This is a genomic window from Streptomyces sp. NPDC012769, from assembly GCF_042901205.1.
GTDB lineage: Bacteria > Actinomycetota > Actinomycetes > Streptomycetales > Streptomycetaceae > Streptomyces.
Genome location: NZ_JBIBCP010000002.1, coordinates 531,699 through 547,054 on the forward strand (window position 1 = coordinate 531,699; position 15,356 = coordinate 547,054).

A 15,356-nucleotide genomic window follows, 5' to 3' on the forward strand; every position below is an offset into this window, starting at 1 on the left:
CCACCCTGGATGCGGAAAACGGGAAATGGATTCGGAAAGGAGCGCGTTGGTGAAGGAAGACAGCATGCGGCCGACGGAAACTGAAGAGGCGCGAGAGGCGGTGGCGGAATTGCGCGAGGCACTCGGGCGGGCCGGAATCACGCTGCCCTCGCTCGGGCTGGACGTCATCACCCTCGCCGCCGATCCTCCTCGGCCGCTGATCGAACTCGGGTGCTGCACGGCGGCCACCGCGCGACTGCTCGCCGCGGCGCTCGCCGGAGCGCCCACGAACGAAGGGGGACGAGGATGAAACCGCCCATCGGGGCGTACGTCGTCGACATCCGTACGGGAAAGGTCGGCACCGTCATGGGGCACGAGGGGCCCTACCTCCAGGTCCGTCCCCTCGGCGGCGGCCGCGAGTGGGACTGCGACCCGGACGGCGTCCGGGTCGCCACCGCCGCCGAGCGGCTGAGCGCCGCCACCGCGCACGTGAACGCCCGCAGCCGGGGCGAGGTCCCCTGAACGGAGTCGCCGCCCGGCGGGTGGTCCGCGGGCCGTGGCCGACGGCCTGTTAGTCCATCCGCCGCTCCCGCGCTGCACGCGCCTCGCCGCACCGGTTACGTGGTCGCCGCGAACTCCTGTGCCTCCTGTGCGGAGTTCCACTTCGTTGACCACGAAAGGAATCGAGGTGTTCGGCATGGCGGAACGAGGCCCGGTCGCGAGACCGGCGTACCGACTGGCCGCGGTGTCCGCGGCGGCGGTGGCGTTGCTGGCGGGGGGACTCACGGGGGCGGGGGCGACGGAGGGGCGGGCCGCCCAGCCGGAGGGACGGTACGTGATCGTCCTGGAGGACTCGGCCCGTGACCGGCTCGACGCGATCGTGCGGGAGCACGGCCGGAACCACGGGGTGCGGGCGGGGCTCCGGTACCGGCACGCCCTCGTCGGGTACGCGGCGGTGATGCCGGAGTCCCAGGTGGCCGCGCTGCGGGCGGCACCGGGCGTGCGGGCGGTGGCCCCCGACCGGCCCGTGCAGGCGACCCAGCAGGTCCTGCCGACCGGGGTGGACCGGGTCCAGGCCGACGTGAGCAGCACGGCCGCCGGGAACGGGACGGGTGCCGTCGACACGGCGGTGGCGATCATCGACACGGGGATCGACGACCGGCACCCTGACCTCAACGTGGCCGGCGGGATCAACTGCATGGATCCCTCGCGGCCCGGCGCGTGGCGGGACAACAACGGCCACGGCACCCACGTGGCCGGTACCGTCGCCGCCCGGGACAACGGCGACGACGTCGTCGGGGTCGTGCCCGGGGCCCGGCTCTACGCGGTGAAGGTGCTCGGGGCCAGCGGCGGCGGGTTCACCTCCACCATCGTCTGCGGGCTCGACTGGCTGGCGCAGAACGCCGGCCCGCTCGGCATCAAGGTCGCGAACATGAGTCTCGGCGGCGACGGCGCCGACGACGGCAACTGCGGGTTCACCGACAACGACCCGGAGCACCAGGCGATGTGCCGTGTGGTGAACGGCGCCGGAGTCACGGTCGTGGTCGCGGCCGGCAACGAGACCGAGGACCTCGCGAACCACACCCCCGCCGCCTTCGACGAGGTCCTCGCCGTGACCGCGACGGCCGACTTCAACGGGCAGCCCGGCGGCGGCGCCGCCGCGACCTGCCGGACGAGCAACCAGGACGACACCGCGGCGAACTTCTCCAATTTCGCCGTGAGCACCGCGGACGCCGCCCACACCATGGCCGGTCCGGGCGTGTGCATCCGGTCCACGCGCAGGAGCATCGGCACGACGGTCTACTCCGGCACCTCGATGGCCTCCCCGCACGTCGCCGGCGCGGCCGCGCTGTGCCTCGCCACCGGGCAGTGCACGGACCCGTCCCCGACCGGTGTGATCGCCAGGCTCCGCGCCGACGCCGCGGCCCAGCCCGCCTCGTACGGCTTCGCCGGCGACCCGAACGCGCCCGTCACCGGCCGCTACTACGGACACCTCGTCCACGCCGGTGGCTATTGAGCCACCCCTGTCGACGACTCCGCGTGAGAAGGAAGCCCCGGGTACCCGCCCGGGGCTTCCCCGTCGTACGGGACAATGGGGCCATGAGTCTGTTCCGCGACGACGGCATCGTGCTGCGCACCCAGAAGCTGGGTGAAGCGGACCGCATCATCACGCTGCTCACGCGCGGTCACGGGCGCGTACGCGCCGTCGCGCGCGGGGTGCGGCGGACCAAGTCGAAGTTCGGGGCGCGGCTCGAACCGTTCTCGCACGTCGACGTGCAGTTCTTCGCCCGGGGGAGTGAGCTGGTCGGGCGCGGACTTCCGCTGTGCACGCAGAGCGAGACCATCGCCGCGTACGGCAGCGGGATCGTCACGGACTACGCCCGCTACACCGCGGGGACCGCCATGCTGGAGACGGCGGAACGGTTCACCGATCACGAGGGCGAGCCTGCCGTGCAGCAGTACCTGCTGCTCGTGGGCGGATTGCGCACCCTCGCGCGCGGGGAGCACGCCCCCCACCTCATCCTCGACGCCTTCCTGCTCCGCTCGCTCGCCGTGAACGGCTACGCGCCCAGCTTCGAGGACTGCGCCAAATGCGGACTTCCCGGGCCGAACCGCTTCTTTTCGGTCGCAGCGGGCGGAGTGATCTGCGCGGACTGCCGGGTGCCCGGAAGCGTCGTACCCTCTGCGGAGGCCGTAGGCCTGCTCAGCGCGCTGCTCACCGGCGACTGGGAGACGGCGGACGCCTGCGAGCCGCGTCACGTCAGGGAGGGCAGCGGACTGGTGTCCGCCTATCTGCACTGGCACCTGGAGCGCGGACTGCGCTCGCTGCGGTACGTAGAGAAGAGCTAGGAGAGACCACGCCATGGCCATCGCACGACTCCTCGGGCGGCAGCGACGGGAGTACAGCACCCCCGAGCCGCACCCGTCCGGTGCCCGCCCGCCGAAGCTCCAGCCGGAGCTGGTGCCCGAGCACGTCGCGATCGTCATGGACGGCAACGGCCGCTGGGCCAAGGAGCGCGGCCTGCCCCGCACCGAGGGGCACAAGGTCGGCGCCGAGCAGGTGCTCGACGTGCTCCAGGGCGCGATCGAGATGGGGATCGGCTCGATCTCGCTGTACGCCTTCTCCACGGAGAACTGGAAGCGCTCGCCCGAGGAGGTGCGCTTCCTGATGAACTTCAACCGGGACTTCATCCGCAAGTCCCGCGACCAGCTCGACGAGCTCGGCGTCCGGGTGCGCTGGGTGGGCCGCATGCCCAGGCTGTGGAAGTCCGTGGCCAAGGAGCTCCAGGTCGCCCAGGAGCAGACCAAGGACAACACCCGGCTCACGCTGTACTTCTGCATGAACTACGGCGGCCGTGCGGAGCTCACCGACGCGGCGCAGGCGCTGGCGGAGGACGTGAAGGCGGGGCGGCTCGACCCGGCGAAGATCACCGAGAAGACCATCCAGAAGTACCTGTACTACCCGGACATGCCGGACGTCGACCTCTTCCTCCGCCCCAGCGGCGAGCAGCGCACCTCGAACTACCTGATCTGGCAGAGCGCGTACGCCGAGATGGTCTTCCAGGACGTCCTGTGGCCCGACTTCGACCGCCGCGACCTGTGGCGGGCGTGCGTCGAGTACGCCCAGCGCGACCGCCGCTTCGGCGGCGTGGACCCGGCGGACCTCGCCGTCCTCGACAAGGCCTGAGCGGGAACCGGGGGGTGTGATGGAGCTGGTCTACACGCCGACGCGTGAGGACATCGTCGACGCCGTACGGGTGCAGCTGCGGCATGGTTCGTTCCGGCTGCTGCGGTGGCTGATGCCGCTCGCCGCCGGGCTGGCGTTCCTGGCCACCGCCCTGCTGCTGACCGGGCCGGCCGAGCCGGACGTCGGGGGCGCGATCCTGCTGGGCGGGCTCGGCCTGCTCGTGGTCGTCCTCAAGCCGCTGACGGTCCGGCTGACCGCCCGGCAGGTGTACGCGATGGTCGAGCGGCAGGGCGAGCACCGCGCGAGCCTCGACGAGGACGGGGTGCGCTGGGTGACGGGCGTCCTCGAGACGACTGCCCGCTGGCAGATGACGCCCCGCTACTTCGAGACCCCGACGCAGTTCGTGCTGCTCTCCGGCGACAAGGGCCGCGCGGGCATCGCGGCCCTGCCCAAGCGCGGGCTCGCCGACCCCGCCGACGTCGACCGGCTGCGGGAGCTCCTGGACCGGAACATCACCCGCATGTGAGACGTACGCGTACGGGAGAGGGCCCGCACCGGACGAAACCGGTGCGGGCCCTTCGCGTACAGCCATGCGTACGGCCGGGAAGAACTACTTCGCCGCGCACTCCGCGCAGGTGCCGAAGATCTCGACCGTGTGCGCCACGTTCACGAAGCCGTGCTCGGCCGCGATCGTCTCCGCCCACTGCTCCACGGCCGGGCCCTCCACCTCCACGGCCTTGCCGCAGACGCGGCAGACCAGATGGTGGTGGTGCTCGCCGGTCGAGCAGCGGCGGTAGACCGTCTCGCCGTCGCTGGTGCGCAGCGCGTCGACCTCGCCGGCGTCGGCCAGGGACTGCAGCGTGCGGTAGACGGTGGTGAGGCCTACGGAGTCGCCGCGGTGCTTGAGCATGTCGTGCAGTTCCTGAGCGCTGCGGAACTCGTCCACCTCGTTCAGCGCCGCCGAGACGGCGGCCCGCTGCTTGGTCGAGCGGCCTCGTACGGGGGGTCCTGCCGTCACCACGGGGGCCTCCTTGAATCCTTGTGTGCCCCCGCCATTCTGCCAGCCCCCCGCCGGTCCCCCGTGTCGCCGGAGTCAGACCTTGACGTCGTCGGTCGGGGGACGGGTGCCCGGGACGGCCGCGTCGCAGGCGCGGGCGGCGGCTTCGGCGGCCCGGGCACGGCGCCTGGCCAGCGGCGTGGCGAGCGCGGTGAGGGCGATGAAGACGCCGATCGCGAGCAGCACGATCGTCGCGCCGGGCGGCACGTCCTGGTAGTACGAGGTGACGGTGCCGGCCAGCGTGACGCCGCTGCCGATGAGCACGGCGAGGACGAAGGTCGTGCGGAAGGACCGGGACAGCTGCTGTGCGGCGGCCACCGGGACCACCATCAGCGCGCTGACCAGGAGCAGGCCGACGACCCGCATGGCGACCGTGACGGTCACCGCGGCGGTGACGGCGATCAGCAGGTTCAGGGCGCGCACCGGCAGGCCGGTGACGCGGGCGAAGTCCTCGTCCTGGCTGACGGCGAAGAGCTGGCGGCGCAGGCCGACCGTGACGAGGACCACGAGACCGGCCAGGACGCTGATCGCGGTGACGTCCTCGGGGGAGACCGTCGTCAGCGAGCCGAAGAGGTACGAGAGCAGGTTGGCGTTGGAGCCGTTGCCGATGTTCATCAGCATGACGCCGCCGGCCATGCCTCCGTAGAAGAGCAGCGCGAGCGCGATGTCGCCGCGGGTCCTGCCGTAGGCGCGGATCAGTTCCATGGCGACGGAGCCGACGACGGCGACGGCGGTGGCCATCCAGACGGGGCTGGTGTTGAGGAGGAAGCCGAGGCCGACGCCGGTCATGGCGACATGGCCGATGCCGTCGCCCATGAGCGCCTGGCGGCGCTGGACGAGGTAGATGCCGACGGCGGGGGCGGTGATGCCGACGAGCACGGCGGCCAGCAGGGACCGCTGCATGAAGGGGAGCTGGAGGATTTCCATGATCAGGTCAGCAATCCGGTACGGATCGGCTCGTCGGCCGCGTGGGGGTGGACGTGGTCGTGGCCGGGCAGCGCGTGCTGGCCCACGGCCTCCGGGGGCGGGCCGTCGTGGACGACGCAGCCGTCGCGCAGCACGACGGCGCGGTCGATCAGCGGCTCCAGCGGGCCGAGCTCGTGCAGGACGAGCAGGACGCTCGTACCGCCGGCGACCTGTTCGCGCAGGGTGGCGGCGAGGATCTCCTGGCTGGCCAGGTCGACGCCGGCCATCGGCTCGTCCATGATCAGCAGCTCGGGTTCGGAGGCGAGGGCGCGGGCGATGAGCACGCGCTGGTGCTGGCCGCCGGAGAGGGCGGAGACGGAGTCCCTGGCGCGGTCGGTGAGGCCGACGAGCTCGATGGCCCGGTCCACGGCGGCCTTGTCCGCCCGGGTGAGGAAGCCGAGCCTGCGGCGGGCGAGCCGGCCGGAGGTGACGACCTCGCGGATGGTGGCGGGGACGCCGCTGGCGGCGGTGGTGCGCTGCGGCACGTAGCCGACGCGGGCCCAGTCACGGAATCGCTTCTGCTCGGTGCCGAAGAGCTCGATGGTGCCGCCGGTCAGCGGCACCTGGCCGATGACGGAGCGGACGGCGGTGGACTTCCCGGAGCCGTTGGCGCCGAGGAGGGCCACGACCTCACCGTGGTTCACGGTGAGGTCGACCCCTCGCAGGACGGGCCGTGCGCCGAGGGCGGCGGTGGCCCCGCGGACGGAGATGACGGGCGCGCTCACGGTTGCCTCCTGCTGTGCTCGCTTCACTTCGCGCCGAGGGCCTTCTTCAGCGCGGCGAGGTTGGACTCCATGACCTCGATGTAGTCATCGCCCTTGGACTGCTCTGTGATTCCCTCCAGCGGGTCGAGCACGTCGGTCTTGAGACCGGTGTCGTTCGCGAGGGTCTTGGCGGTCTTGTCGCTCGCCAGGGTCTCGAAGAAGACGGTGGAGACCTTGTCCTTCTTCGCGATGTCCTGGAGCTCCTTCATGCGGGCGGGGCTCGGCTCGGACTCGGGGTCGATGCCGGAGATGCCCTCCTGCTCCAGGCCGTAGCGCTCGGCGAGGTAGCCGAAGGCGGAGTGGGTGGTGATGAAGGTCTTGGTGGTGGTGTTCTTCAGGCCGTCGCGGAAGGCGGTGTCCAGGTCGCCGAGCTTCTTCACCAGGGCGTCGGTGTTCTTCTTGTAGTCGGCGGCGTGGGCCGGGTCGGCCTTCTCCAGGGCGCTGCCGAATCCCTTGGCGACCTCGGCGTACTTCACGGGGTCGAGCCAGATGTGGGGGTCGGCGCCGGCCTCGGAGCCGTGGTCGTGGCCCTCGTGGGCCTCCTCGCCGGCGTGCGTGGCGTGCTCCTCGGCGGTCTCGCCCTCGTGGCCCTTGCCGCCTTCGTGGCCTTCGTGGCCGACCTCGGTGCCGTGCTCCTCGAGCGTGGTGAGGCCGGCGGCGTCGATGGTGTTCTTGACGCCCGCCTGCTGGACGGCCTCGTCGACGGCGGGCTGGATGCCCTTGAGGTAGAGGATGACGTCGGCCTCGCCGAGCTCGCCGATCTGCTTCGGCTTGAGCTCCAGGTCGTGCGGCTCGACGCCCGGCTTGGTGAGCGTGGTGACGGAGACGTGGTCGCCGCCTATCTGCTCGGCCAGGTACTGCATCGGGTAGAACGACGCCACGACGTCCAGCGAGCCGCCGCTCCTCTTGTCCGCCGCGTCGGAGGTCCCCGAGCAGGCGGAGAGGCTGACGAGACCGAGGGCGACGGCTCCGGCGACGGCGGTGGTGGGTATCAGGCGACGTACGTTCATGACACTCATTTTCAACAAAACTGGAAACGGTTGTCAATTGCCGAACATGTGTCCCTGCCCACTGGTGTGCGGATTCACGCGGCGCGCGGAGATCAACGGAATTCCCTGCTACTGGGACGACATTCCCGGCCCCTTCACCGCCCGGCTCCCCCGCGACCTCGCGGGCGGACTCGACGGCGTCCTGCGGGAGCCGGCCGCCGACGGACCCGCCGAGGAGCAGGTGCGGCGCGTCGAGAGGACCTGGTCGGACCGGCTCGACGGCGACCGGGCACGCTTCGGCGACGGCTTCCACGAGGCGCACGAATACCGGCCGAGGCCCTTCGGCGGCGGCGCGGGGCGCCCGGGGCGTCACGAGCGGATGTATCTGGCCGACGAAGGGCTCACCCGCTGGAACGGCTGCTGCACGGATGCCGTCCGCTGGAACCAGGTGGCCGGTCTCGGGATCTTCCCCTCGGGGGCGCGGCGGCTCTACGGGGAACACGGCACCGTCATCGATATCCAGGCACACTGGTACAAGTCGGGAGGCGATCTCGTCGCCGCGTCGACGCCCGTGTCCCCACCGCTCTTCGCTTCCCGATGAGCGAGGGGGAACCGATTTGATACGGGGGGTGCGGGCGCCGGTAATCTGAGGCATTCGCACTTCGTCGTCGTAATGAAGAGAGCACCGTGGCCGCCGACAAGATCGACACCATCGTCAGCCTGAGCAAGCGCCGTGGCTTCGTCTACCCGTGCAGCGAGATCTACGGCGGTCAGCGTGCCGCCTGGGACTACGGGCCGCTGGGTGTCGAACTCAAGGAGAACATCAAGCGCCAGTGGTGGCGTTACATGGTCACCGCGCGCGAGGACGTCGTCGGCATCGACTCGTCGGTGATCCTGGCCACCGAGGTGTGGGAGGCCTCCGGTCACGTCGCCACCTTCACCGACCCGCTGACCGAGTGCACCTCCTGCCACAAGCGCTTCCGCGCCGACCACCTGGAGGAGGCGTACGAGGCGAAGCACGGCCGTCTCCCCGAGAACGGCCTCACCGACCTCAACTGCCCCAACTGCGGCAACAAGGGCACCTTCACCGAGCCCAAGCAGTTCTCCGGCCTGCTCTCCACCCACCTCGGCCCGACCCAGGACACCGGCTCCGTCGCCTACCTGCGTCCCGAGACCGCCCAGGGCATCTTCACCAACTTCGCCCAGGTGCAGACGACCACGCGCAAGAAGCCGCCGTTCGGCATCGCGCAGATGGGCAAGTCCTTCCGGAACGAGATCACTCCGGGCAACTTCATCTTCCGCACCCGCGAGTTCGAGCAGATGGAGATGGAGTTCTTCGTCAAGCCGGGCGAGGACGAGCAGTGGCAGGAATACTGGATGGAGCAGCGCTGGAACTGGTACACCGGCCTGGGTCTCCGTGAGGAGAACATGCGCTGGTTCGAGCACCCGAAGGAGAAGCTCTCCCACTACTCCAAGCGCACCGCCGACATCGAGTACCGCTTCTCCTTCGGCGGCAGCGAGTGGGGCGAGCTGGAGGGCGTCGCCAACCGCACGGACTACGACCTGAGCGCCCACGCCAAGGCCTCCGGTGCCAACCTGATGTTCCACGAGCAGGAGTCCGGCGAGCGCTACACGCCGTACGTCATCGAGCCCGCGGCCGGTGTCGGCCGCACGATGCTCGCCTTCCTGCTCGACGCGTACACCGAGGACGAGGCCCCGAACGCCAAGGGCGTCATGGAAAAGCGCACCGTGCTGCGCCTGGACCACCGCCTGGCCCCGGTCAAGGCCGCCGTCCTGCCGCTGTCCCGCAACGCGCAGCTCTCGCCGAAGGCCAAGGGCCTCGCGGCCGACCTGCGGCAGAACTGGAACATCGAGTTCGACGACGCCGGTGCCATCGGCCGCCGCTACCGCCGTCAGGACGAGATCGGCACGCCGTTCTGCGTGACCGTCGACTTCGACACCCTCGACGACAACGCGGTGACCGTGCGCGAGCGCGACACCATGAAGCAGGAGCGCGTCTCCCTCGACCAGATCCAGGGCTACCTGGCCAGCCGCCTGCTGGGCTGCTGACCCCGGTCGTACGACGCGGCATCAGGCAGACGGGAAAGCCCCCGGTTCCGTTCTCGGAACCGGGGGCTTCGCCGTGCGGGCGGGAGGAGGACGGCGGCGTCACGCGCGCAGGCCGCGCAGCAACAGGCCGACGACCGACTCGAACTCCGCCTCGATCGCGGTGCGTCGCCACTCCGGGGCATAGGCCGGGTCGTGGAAGCGGGCGGTCGCGTGGAACAGGGCGCGGGCCGTGGCCTCGGGGTCGGGGGCGGTGAACTCGCCCTCGCGCGTTCCTTCTTCGACGATCGAGCGCACCTGGCCGATCAGTTCCTCGATGTGGGCGTCGACCACGCCGCTGTTCTCGTCGATCAGCACGCCATAGGTCGCGAACAGCTCCGGGTCGTCGCCCGCCTTGTGCCGCTTCGCCTCGAAGAGCGTGGCGAACCAGGTCTCGAGCTTCTCCGCCGCCGGCCGCCCGGGCGCCGCGGTCAGTTCCGCGAGGGCCGTCTCGGTGCGGGAGAGCCACCGCTCCGTCACCGCCTCGCGCAGCGCCGCCTTCGTACGGAAATGGCGGTAGACGCTGCCGTGGCTGACGCCGAGCACCTTGGCCACGTCCACCACGGTCGCCTTCGCGGGGCCGTAGCGGCGCAGCACCTCCTCGGTGGCTTCGAGGATGCGGTCCGCGGTCAAGGTCTCGGTGGCAGCCATGGAACGACACTACCTGTCAGCACGGATCTGTCAGCCGTATCGCTCAGCGCTCGCTGTCCAGGTCGGCCATCTGCGACTCCGGGTAGCGCGCGCCGGTCGCCGCGCCGGCCGGGACGGCCGCCTCGATCGCCGCCAGGTCGGCCGCGTCGAGGGTGACGTCCAGGGCGCCGAGCGCCTCCGCGAGGCGGTCCCGGCGGCGGGCGCCGATCAGCGGCACGACGTCCGCGCCGAGCCGGGGGCCCTGCGCGAGGACCCAGGCGATCGCGGCCTGTGCGACCGTCACGCCCCTGGCCTCGGCGACCGCGCGCAGCCGGTCGACCAGGTCCAGGTTCCGCCCGAGGTTGTCGCCCTGGAAGCGCGGGGACATCCCGCGGAAGTCGCCGGGGGCGAAGGTGTGCTCGCGGGTGACATGGCCGCTGATGAGGCCGCGGGAGAGGACCCCGTACGCCGTGATGCCGATGCCCAGCTCGCGGGCGGTGGGCAGGATCTCCCGCTCGATGTCGCGGGATATCAGCGAATACTCGATCTGGAGGTCGGCGATCGGGGCGACGGCGGCGGCCCGGCGCAGGGTGTCGGCGCCCACCTCGGAGAGGCCGATGTGCCGGACGTGCCCGGCCTCCACCAGCTCGGCGATGGCGCCGACGGTCTCCTCGATCGGCACGTCCGGGTCGACGCGGGCGATCCGGTAGATGTCGATGTGGTCGGTGCCCAGGCGCTGCAGCGAATAGGCCGCGAAGTTCTTCACCGCGTTCGGCCGGCCGTCATACCCGGACCAGCCGCCCTCGGCGGTGCGCAGGGCACCGAACTTCACGCTGGTCAGGGCCTGCTCGCGAGCGGCGGCGGGGGCGGTGCGCAGGGCCTCGCCGATCAGCAGCTCGTTGTGCCCCATCCCGTAGAAGTCGCCGGTGTCGAGCAGGGTGACCCCGGCGTCCAGGGCGGCGTGGAGGGTCGCGATCGACTCGGCCCGGTCGGCCTCGCCGTACAGGGCGGACATGCCCATGCAGCCGAGGCCGAGCGCGGAGACGCGGGGGCCGGTGGTGCCGAGGGGGCGGGTCGGGAGGGAGCGGGGGAGGGAAGGTGTCGTCGTCATGCCGACAAGCGTGGCATGGGCGATGACAGATTTCAATATCTGTCATTCACTCTTTCGTGTGGCGCCGGTCCGGGTCACCTCATCGAGGGGAGGCGCAGGCTCAGCAGCAACGTCAGCACGACCACGACCAGCTGCACGCCCAGCGTCGTAACCAGCGCCGTGCCCATGTCGGCCGGCGACGCGCCGGCGAGCGACAGGAAGAGCGACCCCAGCGTGGCCACGCCGAGCGCCAGGGCCGACTGCTGCGCGGTCACCATCACGCCGCTGCCCACGCCCGCCCGTTCCGCCGGCACCTCCGAGAGCACCACCCGGAACAGCACCGGCAGCTGGAGGCCCTGGCCGAGGCCCGCGATCGCCATGCCCGGCAGCAGGCTCCACCCCGACAGGTCCGGCCAGCCGCCCGCCACGGTCCAGGCGAGCAGGCCGAGGCCGAGCGCCTGGAGCGCCGCGCCCGCCGGCACCACCCGGGTGCCCCAGCGCCCGACGAGCCGCGGGCCCGCCAGTGAGACCACGAAGAAGGCCAGCGCCATCGGCACCAGGGCCGTGCCGGAGGCGACCGCGCCCAGCGCGAGGCCCTGTTGCAGCGCCACCGCGATCACGAACATGAAGCCGCCGAAGCCCACCGAGAACGGCAGCACGATCACGAGGCCGCGCCGCAGCGAGACCAGAGCCAGCAGGCTCGGCGGCACCAGCGGCGTCCCGCCCCGGCGGTCCGCCCGCAGCTCCACCCACCAGAACGCGCCGGCGACGAACGGGAACGCCGCCAGTGACACCCACGTCCACACCGGCCAGCCCGCCGCCCGGCCTTCCGTCAGCGGGGCGAGCAGGGTGATGAGGGACAGCGCGAGCAGCAGCGTGCCCGGCACGTCGACCGGCGCGGGCCGCTCCGAGCGGGTCTCCGGCACCGCGCGGGCCGCGAGCACCAGGCCGAGCAGCGCCACCGGCACGTTGACCAGGAAGATCGCTCGCCAGCCGCTGCCCGCGACATCGGCCGCGACGAGCACCCCGCCCAGGATCTGGCCGGCGACCATCGACAGGCCGGCGGTCGCCCCGTACAGGCTCAGCGCCTTCGCGTGCCGGGCGCCCGAGGTCGAGGAGTGAATGGTCGCGAGGACCTGCGGCAGCATCAGCGCCGCCGCGGCACCCTGTGCCACCCGGGCGACGACCAGCGTCCAGGCGTCCGGCGCCAGGCCACAGGCCAGCGAGGTCAGACCGAAGGCCGCCATGCCCGCGAGGAAGAGCCGGCGCCGGCCGAAGAGGTCGCCGAGCCGGCCGCCGAGGACCAGGAGCACCGCGTACGACAGTCCGTATCCGGCCACGACCAGCTCCAGGAGGGCCGGTCCGGCCGCCAGGTCGTGGTCGATGGTGGGCAGGGCGACGTTGACGATGAAGAAGTCGATCAGGGGCAGCGCCGCACCGAGCAGCACGGTGAACAGTCCGAGCGGGCCGAGGGCCGGCCGCGCGGGGCCGACGGCCGCGGTGGCGGCGTCACGGGCGGACAGGGATGTTGTCGTAGTCACGCATCCGAGCCTCACGCCCCCGTCAGCCTGGTACCAGAGTGTCTTTATCCTGGTACAAGCACTACCTGGAAACGGGCTGTCCGCCCCCGCACCCTGGGAGCATGACCCTCATGCCGGCCGCACCCCGCACCGCCGAACCCGACATGCGGCGGCACGAGCTCGCCGCCTTCCTGCGCAGCCGGCGCGAGCGCATCACCCCCGAGGAGGTCGGGCTTCCGCGCGGTCGCCGCCGGCGCACCCCCGGGCTGCGCCGCGAGGAGGTCGCCCAGCTCTCCGCCGTCGGTGTCACCTGGTACACCTGGCTGGAGCAGGCCCGGCCCATCCAGGTCTCGCCGCAGGTCCTGGACGCCCTCGCCGCCGCCCTGCTGCTCGACCCCACCGAGCGCACCCACCTCTTCGCCCTCGCCGGCCAGGCCGATCCGCACCCGGAGACGCCCTGCCCCACCGTCACGCCCGCGCTGCGGCAGCTGCTCGACCAGCTGGAGCCCGTACCGGCCGCGATCCAGAACAGCCGCTACGACTTCCTCGCGTACAACCGCACCTTCGGGCGGCTCTTCTGCGACCTGGACGCCCTGCCCCGCGAGGACCGCAACAGCCTGTGGCTGGCCTTCACCCACGACGACTTCCGGGCCGCCGTCACCGACCTGCCCGAGGTCCTCGCCTCCCTGGCCGGCAAGCTGCGCGCCGCCATGGCCGAGCACCTCGCCGAGCCCGCCTGGAAGGCGCTGCTGCACCGGCTGGAGACGGCCTCGCCGGAGTTCCGCGAGATCTGGGCCCGGCATGACGTGGTCGACCAGTCGGGGCGTACGAAGCTCATCCACAACGCCCGCGTCGGGCTGCTCCGGCTCGACCACACCAACCTCTGGCTCGGCCCCTCGGCCGGTCCGCGGCTCGTCACGTACGTCCCGGTGGACGAGGCGAGCCGGGCCGGGATCGAACGCCTCCACGCGCTCGCCCTGGCGGAGGAGGCCGCCCGACACGCGACTCCGGACCGGGAGCCCGCCCCCCAGGAGCGCGCACCTCAGGAGCGCGCCGCTCAGGACGAGGGCGCCTTCGCCGTCGCCTGAACGTCGCCCTCCGCCTCGAGCCGCCGCGCCGTCCGCTCCGCCGTGGCACGCGCCCAGGGCCCGCTGCTCAGCGCCCCGGCGAGCAGCACGGCCAGGCCGCAGCCCGTCACGATCCAGTAGACCGGTTTGCTCGCCTCGACGAAGCCCTCGGTCGTGTACGTCGTGGCCGAGGCGAGGCCCGTGGTCAGCACGGCGCCCGCCACCGCGACGCCGAGCGTCTGGCCGATCTGGCGGCTCGTCGAGGCCACCGCCGCCGCCACCCCGGACTGCGCGCGGGGCATCCCCGACACCGCCGTGTTGGTGATCGGCGCGTTCACCAGACCGAAGCCGATGCCGAACACCACGTACCCGGTGAACAGCATCGGCGTGCTGGTCTCCGCGTGGAAGGCGGCGAACAGCAGCGCGCCCGCCGCCATCGCCGTGCCCGCGAGCAGCAGCGAGGGCCGCGGGCCGCGCGCCCCGACCAGCCGGCCCGACAGCGGCGCGAAGACGAAGGTCATCGCCGCCATCGGCAGCATGAAGAGCCCCGCGTGCAGGGCGGACAGGCCCCGGACGTCCTGGAGGTAGAGGGTGTTGAGGAAGAGGAAGGCCCCGAGCGCGGAGAAGGCGCACACCGCGATCACCGTCGCCCCGCTGAACGGCGCGCTGCGGAAGAACCGCAGGTCGATCAGGGGTTCGCGGCGCCTCGGCTCGTAGAGCAGCACCCCGAGCAGGGCGAGGCCGGCGATCCCGGCGAACCGCACGTCGGTCTCGATGATCGCGTACGTGAGGGAGCCGAGCAGCACCGTCACCAGGATCTGGCCCACCGGGTCGGGGCGGCGGGGGCGGGGCGCGCGGGACTCGGGGACGTAGCGGAGGGTCAGCAGCAGGGCGGCCAGGCCGATCGGAAGGTTCACCCAGAAGATCGCCCGCCAGCCGACCGACTGGACGAGCAGACCGCCCACCAGCGGACCGGTCGCCATGGAGACGCCGACGACCGCGCCCCAGGCGCCGATGGCACGCGCGCGTGCCGCCGGTTCCGTGAAGGTGTTGGTGATGATCGACATGGCGACCGGGTTCAGCATGGAGCCGCCCACCGCCTGCACCATCCGGAACGCGACCAGCGCCTCCAGACTGGGCGCGAGCGAGCACAGCAGCGAGCCGAGGACGAAGAGCACGAGCCCGGTGACGAAGACCTTGCGGCGGCCGATCCGGTCGGCGGTGGAGCCGGAGAGCATGAGCAGCGAGGCGAGCACCAGGGTGTAGGCGTCGATGGTCCACTGCAGGCCGGACACGGAGGCGTGCAGCTCCCGCTGGAGGGAGGGCAGGGCCACGTTGAGGGCGGTGTTGTCCAGGCTGACGATCAGCAGGCTCATGCAGCAGATCGCCAGGACGACCCGTTGCCGGCCGGGGGAGAGCCCCGCCTTCGGGGGGTCGGGCTTCATGGGCGCGGACATGTGCGGATCGTACGGCTGTCTAAAGACTCGCGCAGTGCGGGAC

General features: G+C 71.8%; 17 protein-coding genes. 9 read left to right on the forward strand and 8 right to left on the reverse strand.

Features of this window, described 5'->3' with window-relative positions; genetic code table 11:
* Positions 1 to 49 precede the first annotated feature (49 nt).
* From ACFY7C_RS11225 to ACFY7C_RS11250, 6 genes are all read left to right on the forward strand, one after another.
* Positions 50 to 289 carry a hypothetical protein gene (locus ACFY7C_RS11225; protein ID WP_389647265.1) on the forward strand — a complete coding sequence of 80 codons (240 nt, stop codon included), beginning with the start codon at positions 50 to 52 and terminating at the stop codon, positions 287 to 289.
* On the forward strand, positions 286 to 501 hold the full coding sequence (locus ACFY7C_RS11230) for a hypothetical protein (protein WP_389647268.1): 216 nt from the start codon (positions 286 to 288) through the stop codon (positions 499 to 501). The genes ACFY7C_RS11225 and ACFY7C_RS11230 overlap by 4 nt, the downstream gene beginning before the upstream one ends.
* Before the next feature lie 175 nt (positions 502 to 676).
* Positions 677 to 1,996: a S8 family serine peptidase gene (locus tag ACFY7C_RS11235; protein ID WP_389647271.1), complete on the forward strand. Its 1,320-nt coding sequence runs from the start codon at positions 677 to 679 to the stop codon at positions 1,994 to 1,996.
* Positions 1,997 to 2,079: 83 nt separating this feature from the next.
* A complete protein-coding gene (gene recO, locus ACFY7C_RS11240) occupies positions 2,080 to 2,829 on the forward strand; it encodes a DNA repair protein RecO (RefSeq protein ID WP_389647274.1) in 750 nt (249 codons plus the stop codon).
* 13 nt (positions 2,830 to 2,842) lie between these two features.
* The gene (locus ACFY7C_RS11245; RefSeq protein WP_389647277.1) at positions 2,843 to 3,667 is read left to right on the forward strand and encodes an isoprenyl transferase; all 825 of its coding nucleotides are present in this window, start codon (positions 2,843 to 2,845) and stop codon (positions 3,665 to 3,667) included.
* Between the two features lie 19 nt (positions 3,668 to 3,686).
* On the forward strand, positions 3,687 to 4,193 hold the full coding sequence (locus ACFY7C_RS11250) for a YcxB family protein (protein ID WP_389647280.1): 507 nt from the start codon (positions 3,687 to 3,689) through the stop codon (positions 4,191 to 4,193).
* Positions 4,194 to 4,277: 84 nt separating this feature from the next.
* Here the strand turns inward: ACFY7C_RS11250 and ACFY7C_RS11255 are convergent, their stop codons facing one another.
* The 4 genes from ACFY7C_RS11255 to ACFY7C_RS11270 all read right to left on the reverse strand — a co-directional run bounded on the left by ACFY7C_RS11255 (position 4,278) and on the right by ACFY7C_RS11270 (position 7,464).
* Entirely contained in the window at positions 4,278 to 4,688 is a 411-nt protein-coding gene (locus tag ACFY7C_RS11255) for a Fur family transcriptional regulator (RefSeq protein ID WP_389647283.1), read from the reverse strand.
* Between the two features lie 72 nt (positions 4,689 to 4,760).
* A complete protein-coding gene (locus ACFY7C_RS11260; RefSeq protein ID WP_389647286.1) occupies positions 4,761 to 5,651 on the reverse strand; it encodes a metal ABC transporter permease in 891 nt (296 codons plus the stop codon).
* A 2-nt stretch (positions 5,652 to 5,653) separates the two neighbouring features.
* Entirely contained in the window at positions 5,654 to 6,415 is a 762-nt protein-coding gene (locus ACFY7C_RS11265; RefSeq protein ID WP_389647289.1) for a metal ABC transporter ATP-binding protein, read from the reverse strand.
* A 23-nt stretch (positions 6,416 to 6,438) separates the two neighbouring features.
* The gene (locus ACFY7C_RS11270) at positions 6,439 to 7,464 is read right to left on the reverse strand and encodes a metal ABC transporter substrate-binding protein (RefSeq protein WP_389647292.1); all 1,026 of its coding nucleotides are present in this window, start codon (positions 7,462 to 7,464) and stop codon (positions 6,439 to 6,441) included.
* Between the two features lie 64 nt (positions 7,465 to 7,528).
* Here ACFY7C_RS11270 and ACFY7C_RS11275 point away from each other — a divergent pair, with 64 nt between their 5' ends.
* Positions 7,529 to 8,044, forward strand: coding sequence for a hypothetical protein (locus ACFY7C_RS11275; RefSeq protein WP_389647295.1), 516 nt, complete (start codon positions 7,529 to 7,531; stop codon positions 8,042 to 8,044).
* An 86-nt stretch (positions 8,045 to 8,130) separates the two neighbouring features.
* Positions 8,131 to 9,513 (forward strand): glycine--tRNA ligase, encoded by a 1,383-nt coding sequence (locus ACFY7C_RS11280; RefSeq protein WP_389647298.1) that lies wholly within the window; start codon positions 8,131 to 8,133, stop codon positions 9,511 to 9,513.
* A gap of 99 nt (positions 9,514 to 9,612) precedes the next feature.
* Here the strand turns inward: ACFY7C_RS11280 and ACFY7C_RS11285 are convergent, their stop codons facing one another.
* The 3 genes from ACFY7C_RS11285 to ACFY7C_RS11295 all read right to left on the reverse strand — a co-directional run bounded on the left by ACFY7C_RS11285 (position 9,613) and on the right by ACFY7C_RS11295 (position 12,810).
* Positions 9,613 to 10,200, reverse strand: a complete 588-nt coding sequence (locus tag ACFY7C_RS11285) for a TetR family transcriptional regulator (RefSeq protein WP_389647301.1) — start codon at positions 10,198 to 10,200, stop codon at positions 9,613 to 9,615.
* Between the two features lie 43 nt (positions 10,201 to 10,243).
* Positions 10,244 to 11,290, reverse strand: coding sequence for an aldo/keto reductase (locus ACFY7C_RS11290; RefSeq protein WP_389647304.1), 1,047 nt, complete (start codon positions 11,288 to 11,290; stop codon positions 10,244 to 10,246).
* A 74-nt stretch (positions 11,291 to 11,364) separates the two neighbouring features.
* Entirely contained in the window at positions 11,365 to 12,810 is a 1,446-nt protein-coding gene (locus tag ACFY7C_RS11295) for an MFS transporter (RefSeq protein WP_389647307.1), read from the reverse strand.
* A 101-nt stretch (positions 12,811 to 12,911) separates the two neighbouring features.
* On the opposite strand from ACFY7C_RS11295, the gene ACFY7C_RS11300 reads away from it, so the two are divergent.
* On the forward strand, positions 12,912 to 13,877 hold the full coding sequence (locus tag ACFY7C_RS11300; protein ID WP_389647310.1) for a helix-turn-helix domain-containing protein: 966 nt from the start codon (positions 12,912 to 12,914) through the stop codon (positions 13,875 to 13,877).
* Here ACFY7C_RS11300 and ACFY7C_RS11305 read toward each other — a convergent pair.
* Positions 13,847 to 15,313 (reverse strand): MFS transporter, encoded by a 1,467-nt coding sequence (locus tag ACFY7C_RS11305; RefSeq protein WP_389647313.1) that lies wholly within the window; start codon positions 15,311 to 15,313, stop codon positions 13,847 to 13,849. The two genes, ACFY7C_RS11300 and ACFY7C_RS11305, sit on opposite strands and share 31 nt — an antisense overlap.
* Positions 15,314 to 15,356: the final 43 nt, after the last annotated feature.

Excerpts from the sequence above, each read along its gene's own strand:
- ACFY7C_RS11260 (WP_389647286.1), bottom strand. The coding sequence starts at position 5,651 with ATGGAAATCCTCCAGCTCCCCTTCATGCAGCGGTCCCTGCTGGCCGCC.
- ACFY7C_RS11285 (WP_389647301.1), bottom strand. The coding sequence starts at position 10,200 with ATGGCTGCCACCGAGACCTTGACCGCGGACCGCATCCTCGAAGCCACC.
- ACFY7C_RS11290 (WP_389647304.1), bottom strand. The coding sequence starts at position 11,290 with ATGACGACGACACCTTCCCTCCCCCGCTCCCTCCCGACCCGCCCCCTC.
- ACFY7C_RS11235 (WP_389647271.1), top strand. The coding sequence starts at position 677 with ATGGCGGAACGAGGCCCGGTCGCGAGACCGGCGTACCGACTGGCCGCG.
- ACFY7C_RS11250 (WP_389647280.1), top strand. The coding sequence starts at position 3,687 with ATGGAGCTGGTCTACACGCCGACGCGTGAGGACATCGTCGACGCCGTA.
- ACFY7C_RS11305 (WP_389647313.1), bottom strand. The coding sequence starts at position 15,313 with ATGTCCGCGCCCATGAAGCCCGACCCCCCGAAGGCGGGGCTCTCCCCC.
- ACFY7C_RS11270 (WP_389647292.1), bottom strand. The coding sequence starts at position 7,464 with ATGAACGTACGTCGCCTGATACCCACCACCGCCGTCGCCGGAGCCGTC.
- ACFY7C_RS11300 (WP_389647310.1), top strand. The coding sequence starts at position 12,912 with ATGACCCTCATGCCGGCCGCACCCCGCACCGCCGAACCCGACATGCGG.
- ACFY7C_RS11245 (WP_389647277.1), top strand. The coding sequence starts at position 2,843 with ATGGCCATCGCACGACTCCTCGGGCGGCAGCGACGGGAGTACAGCACC.
- recO (WP_389647274.1), top strand. The coding sequence starts at position 2,080 with ATGAGTCTGTTCCGCGACGACGGCATCGTGCTGCGCACCCAGAAGCTG.
- ACFY7C_RS11230 (WP_389647268.1), top strand. The coding sequence starts at position 286 with ATGAAACCGCCCATCGGGGCGTACGTCGTCGACATCCGTACGGGAAAG.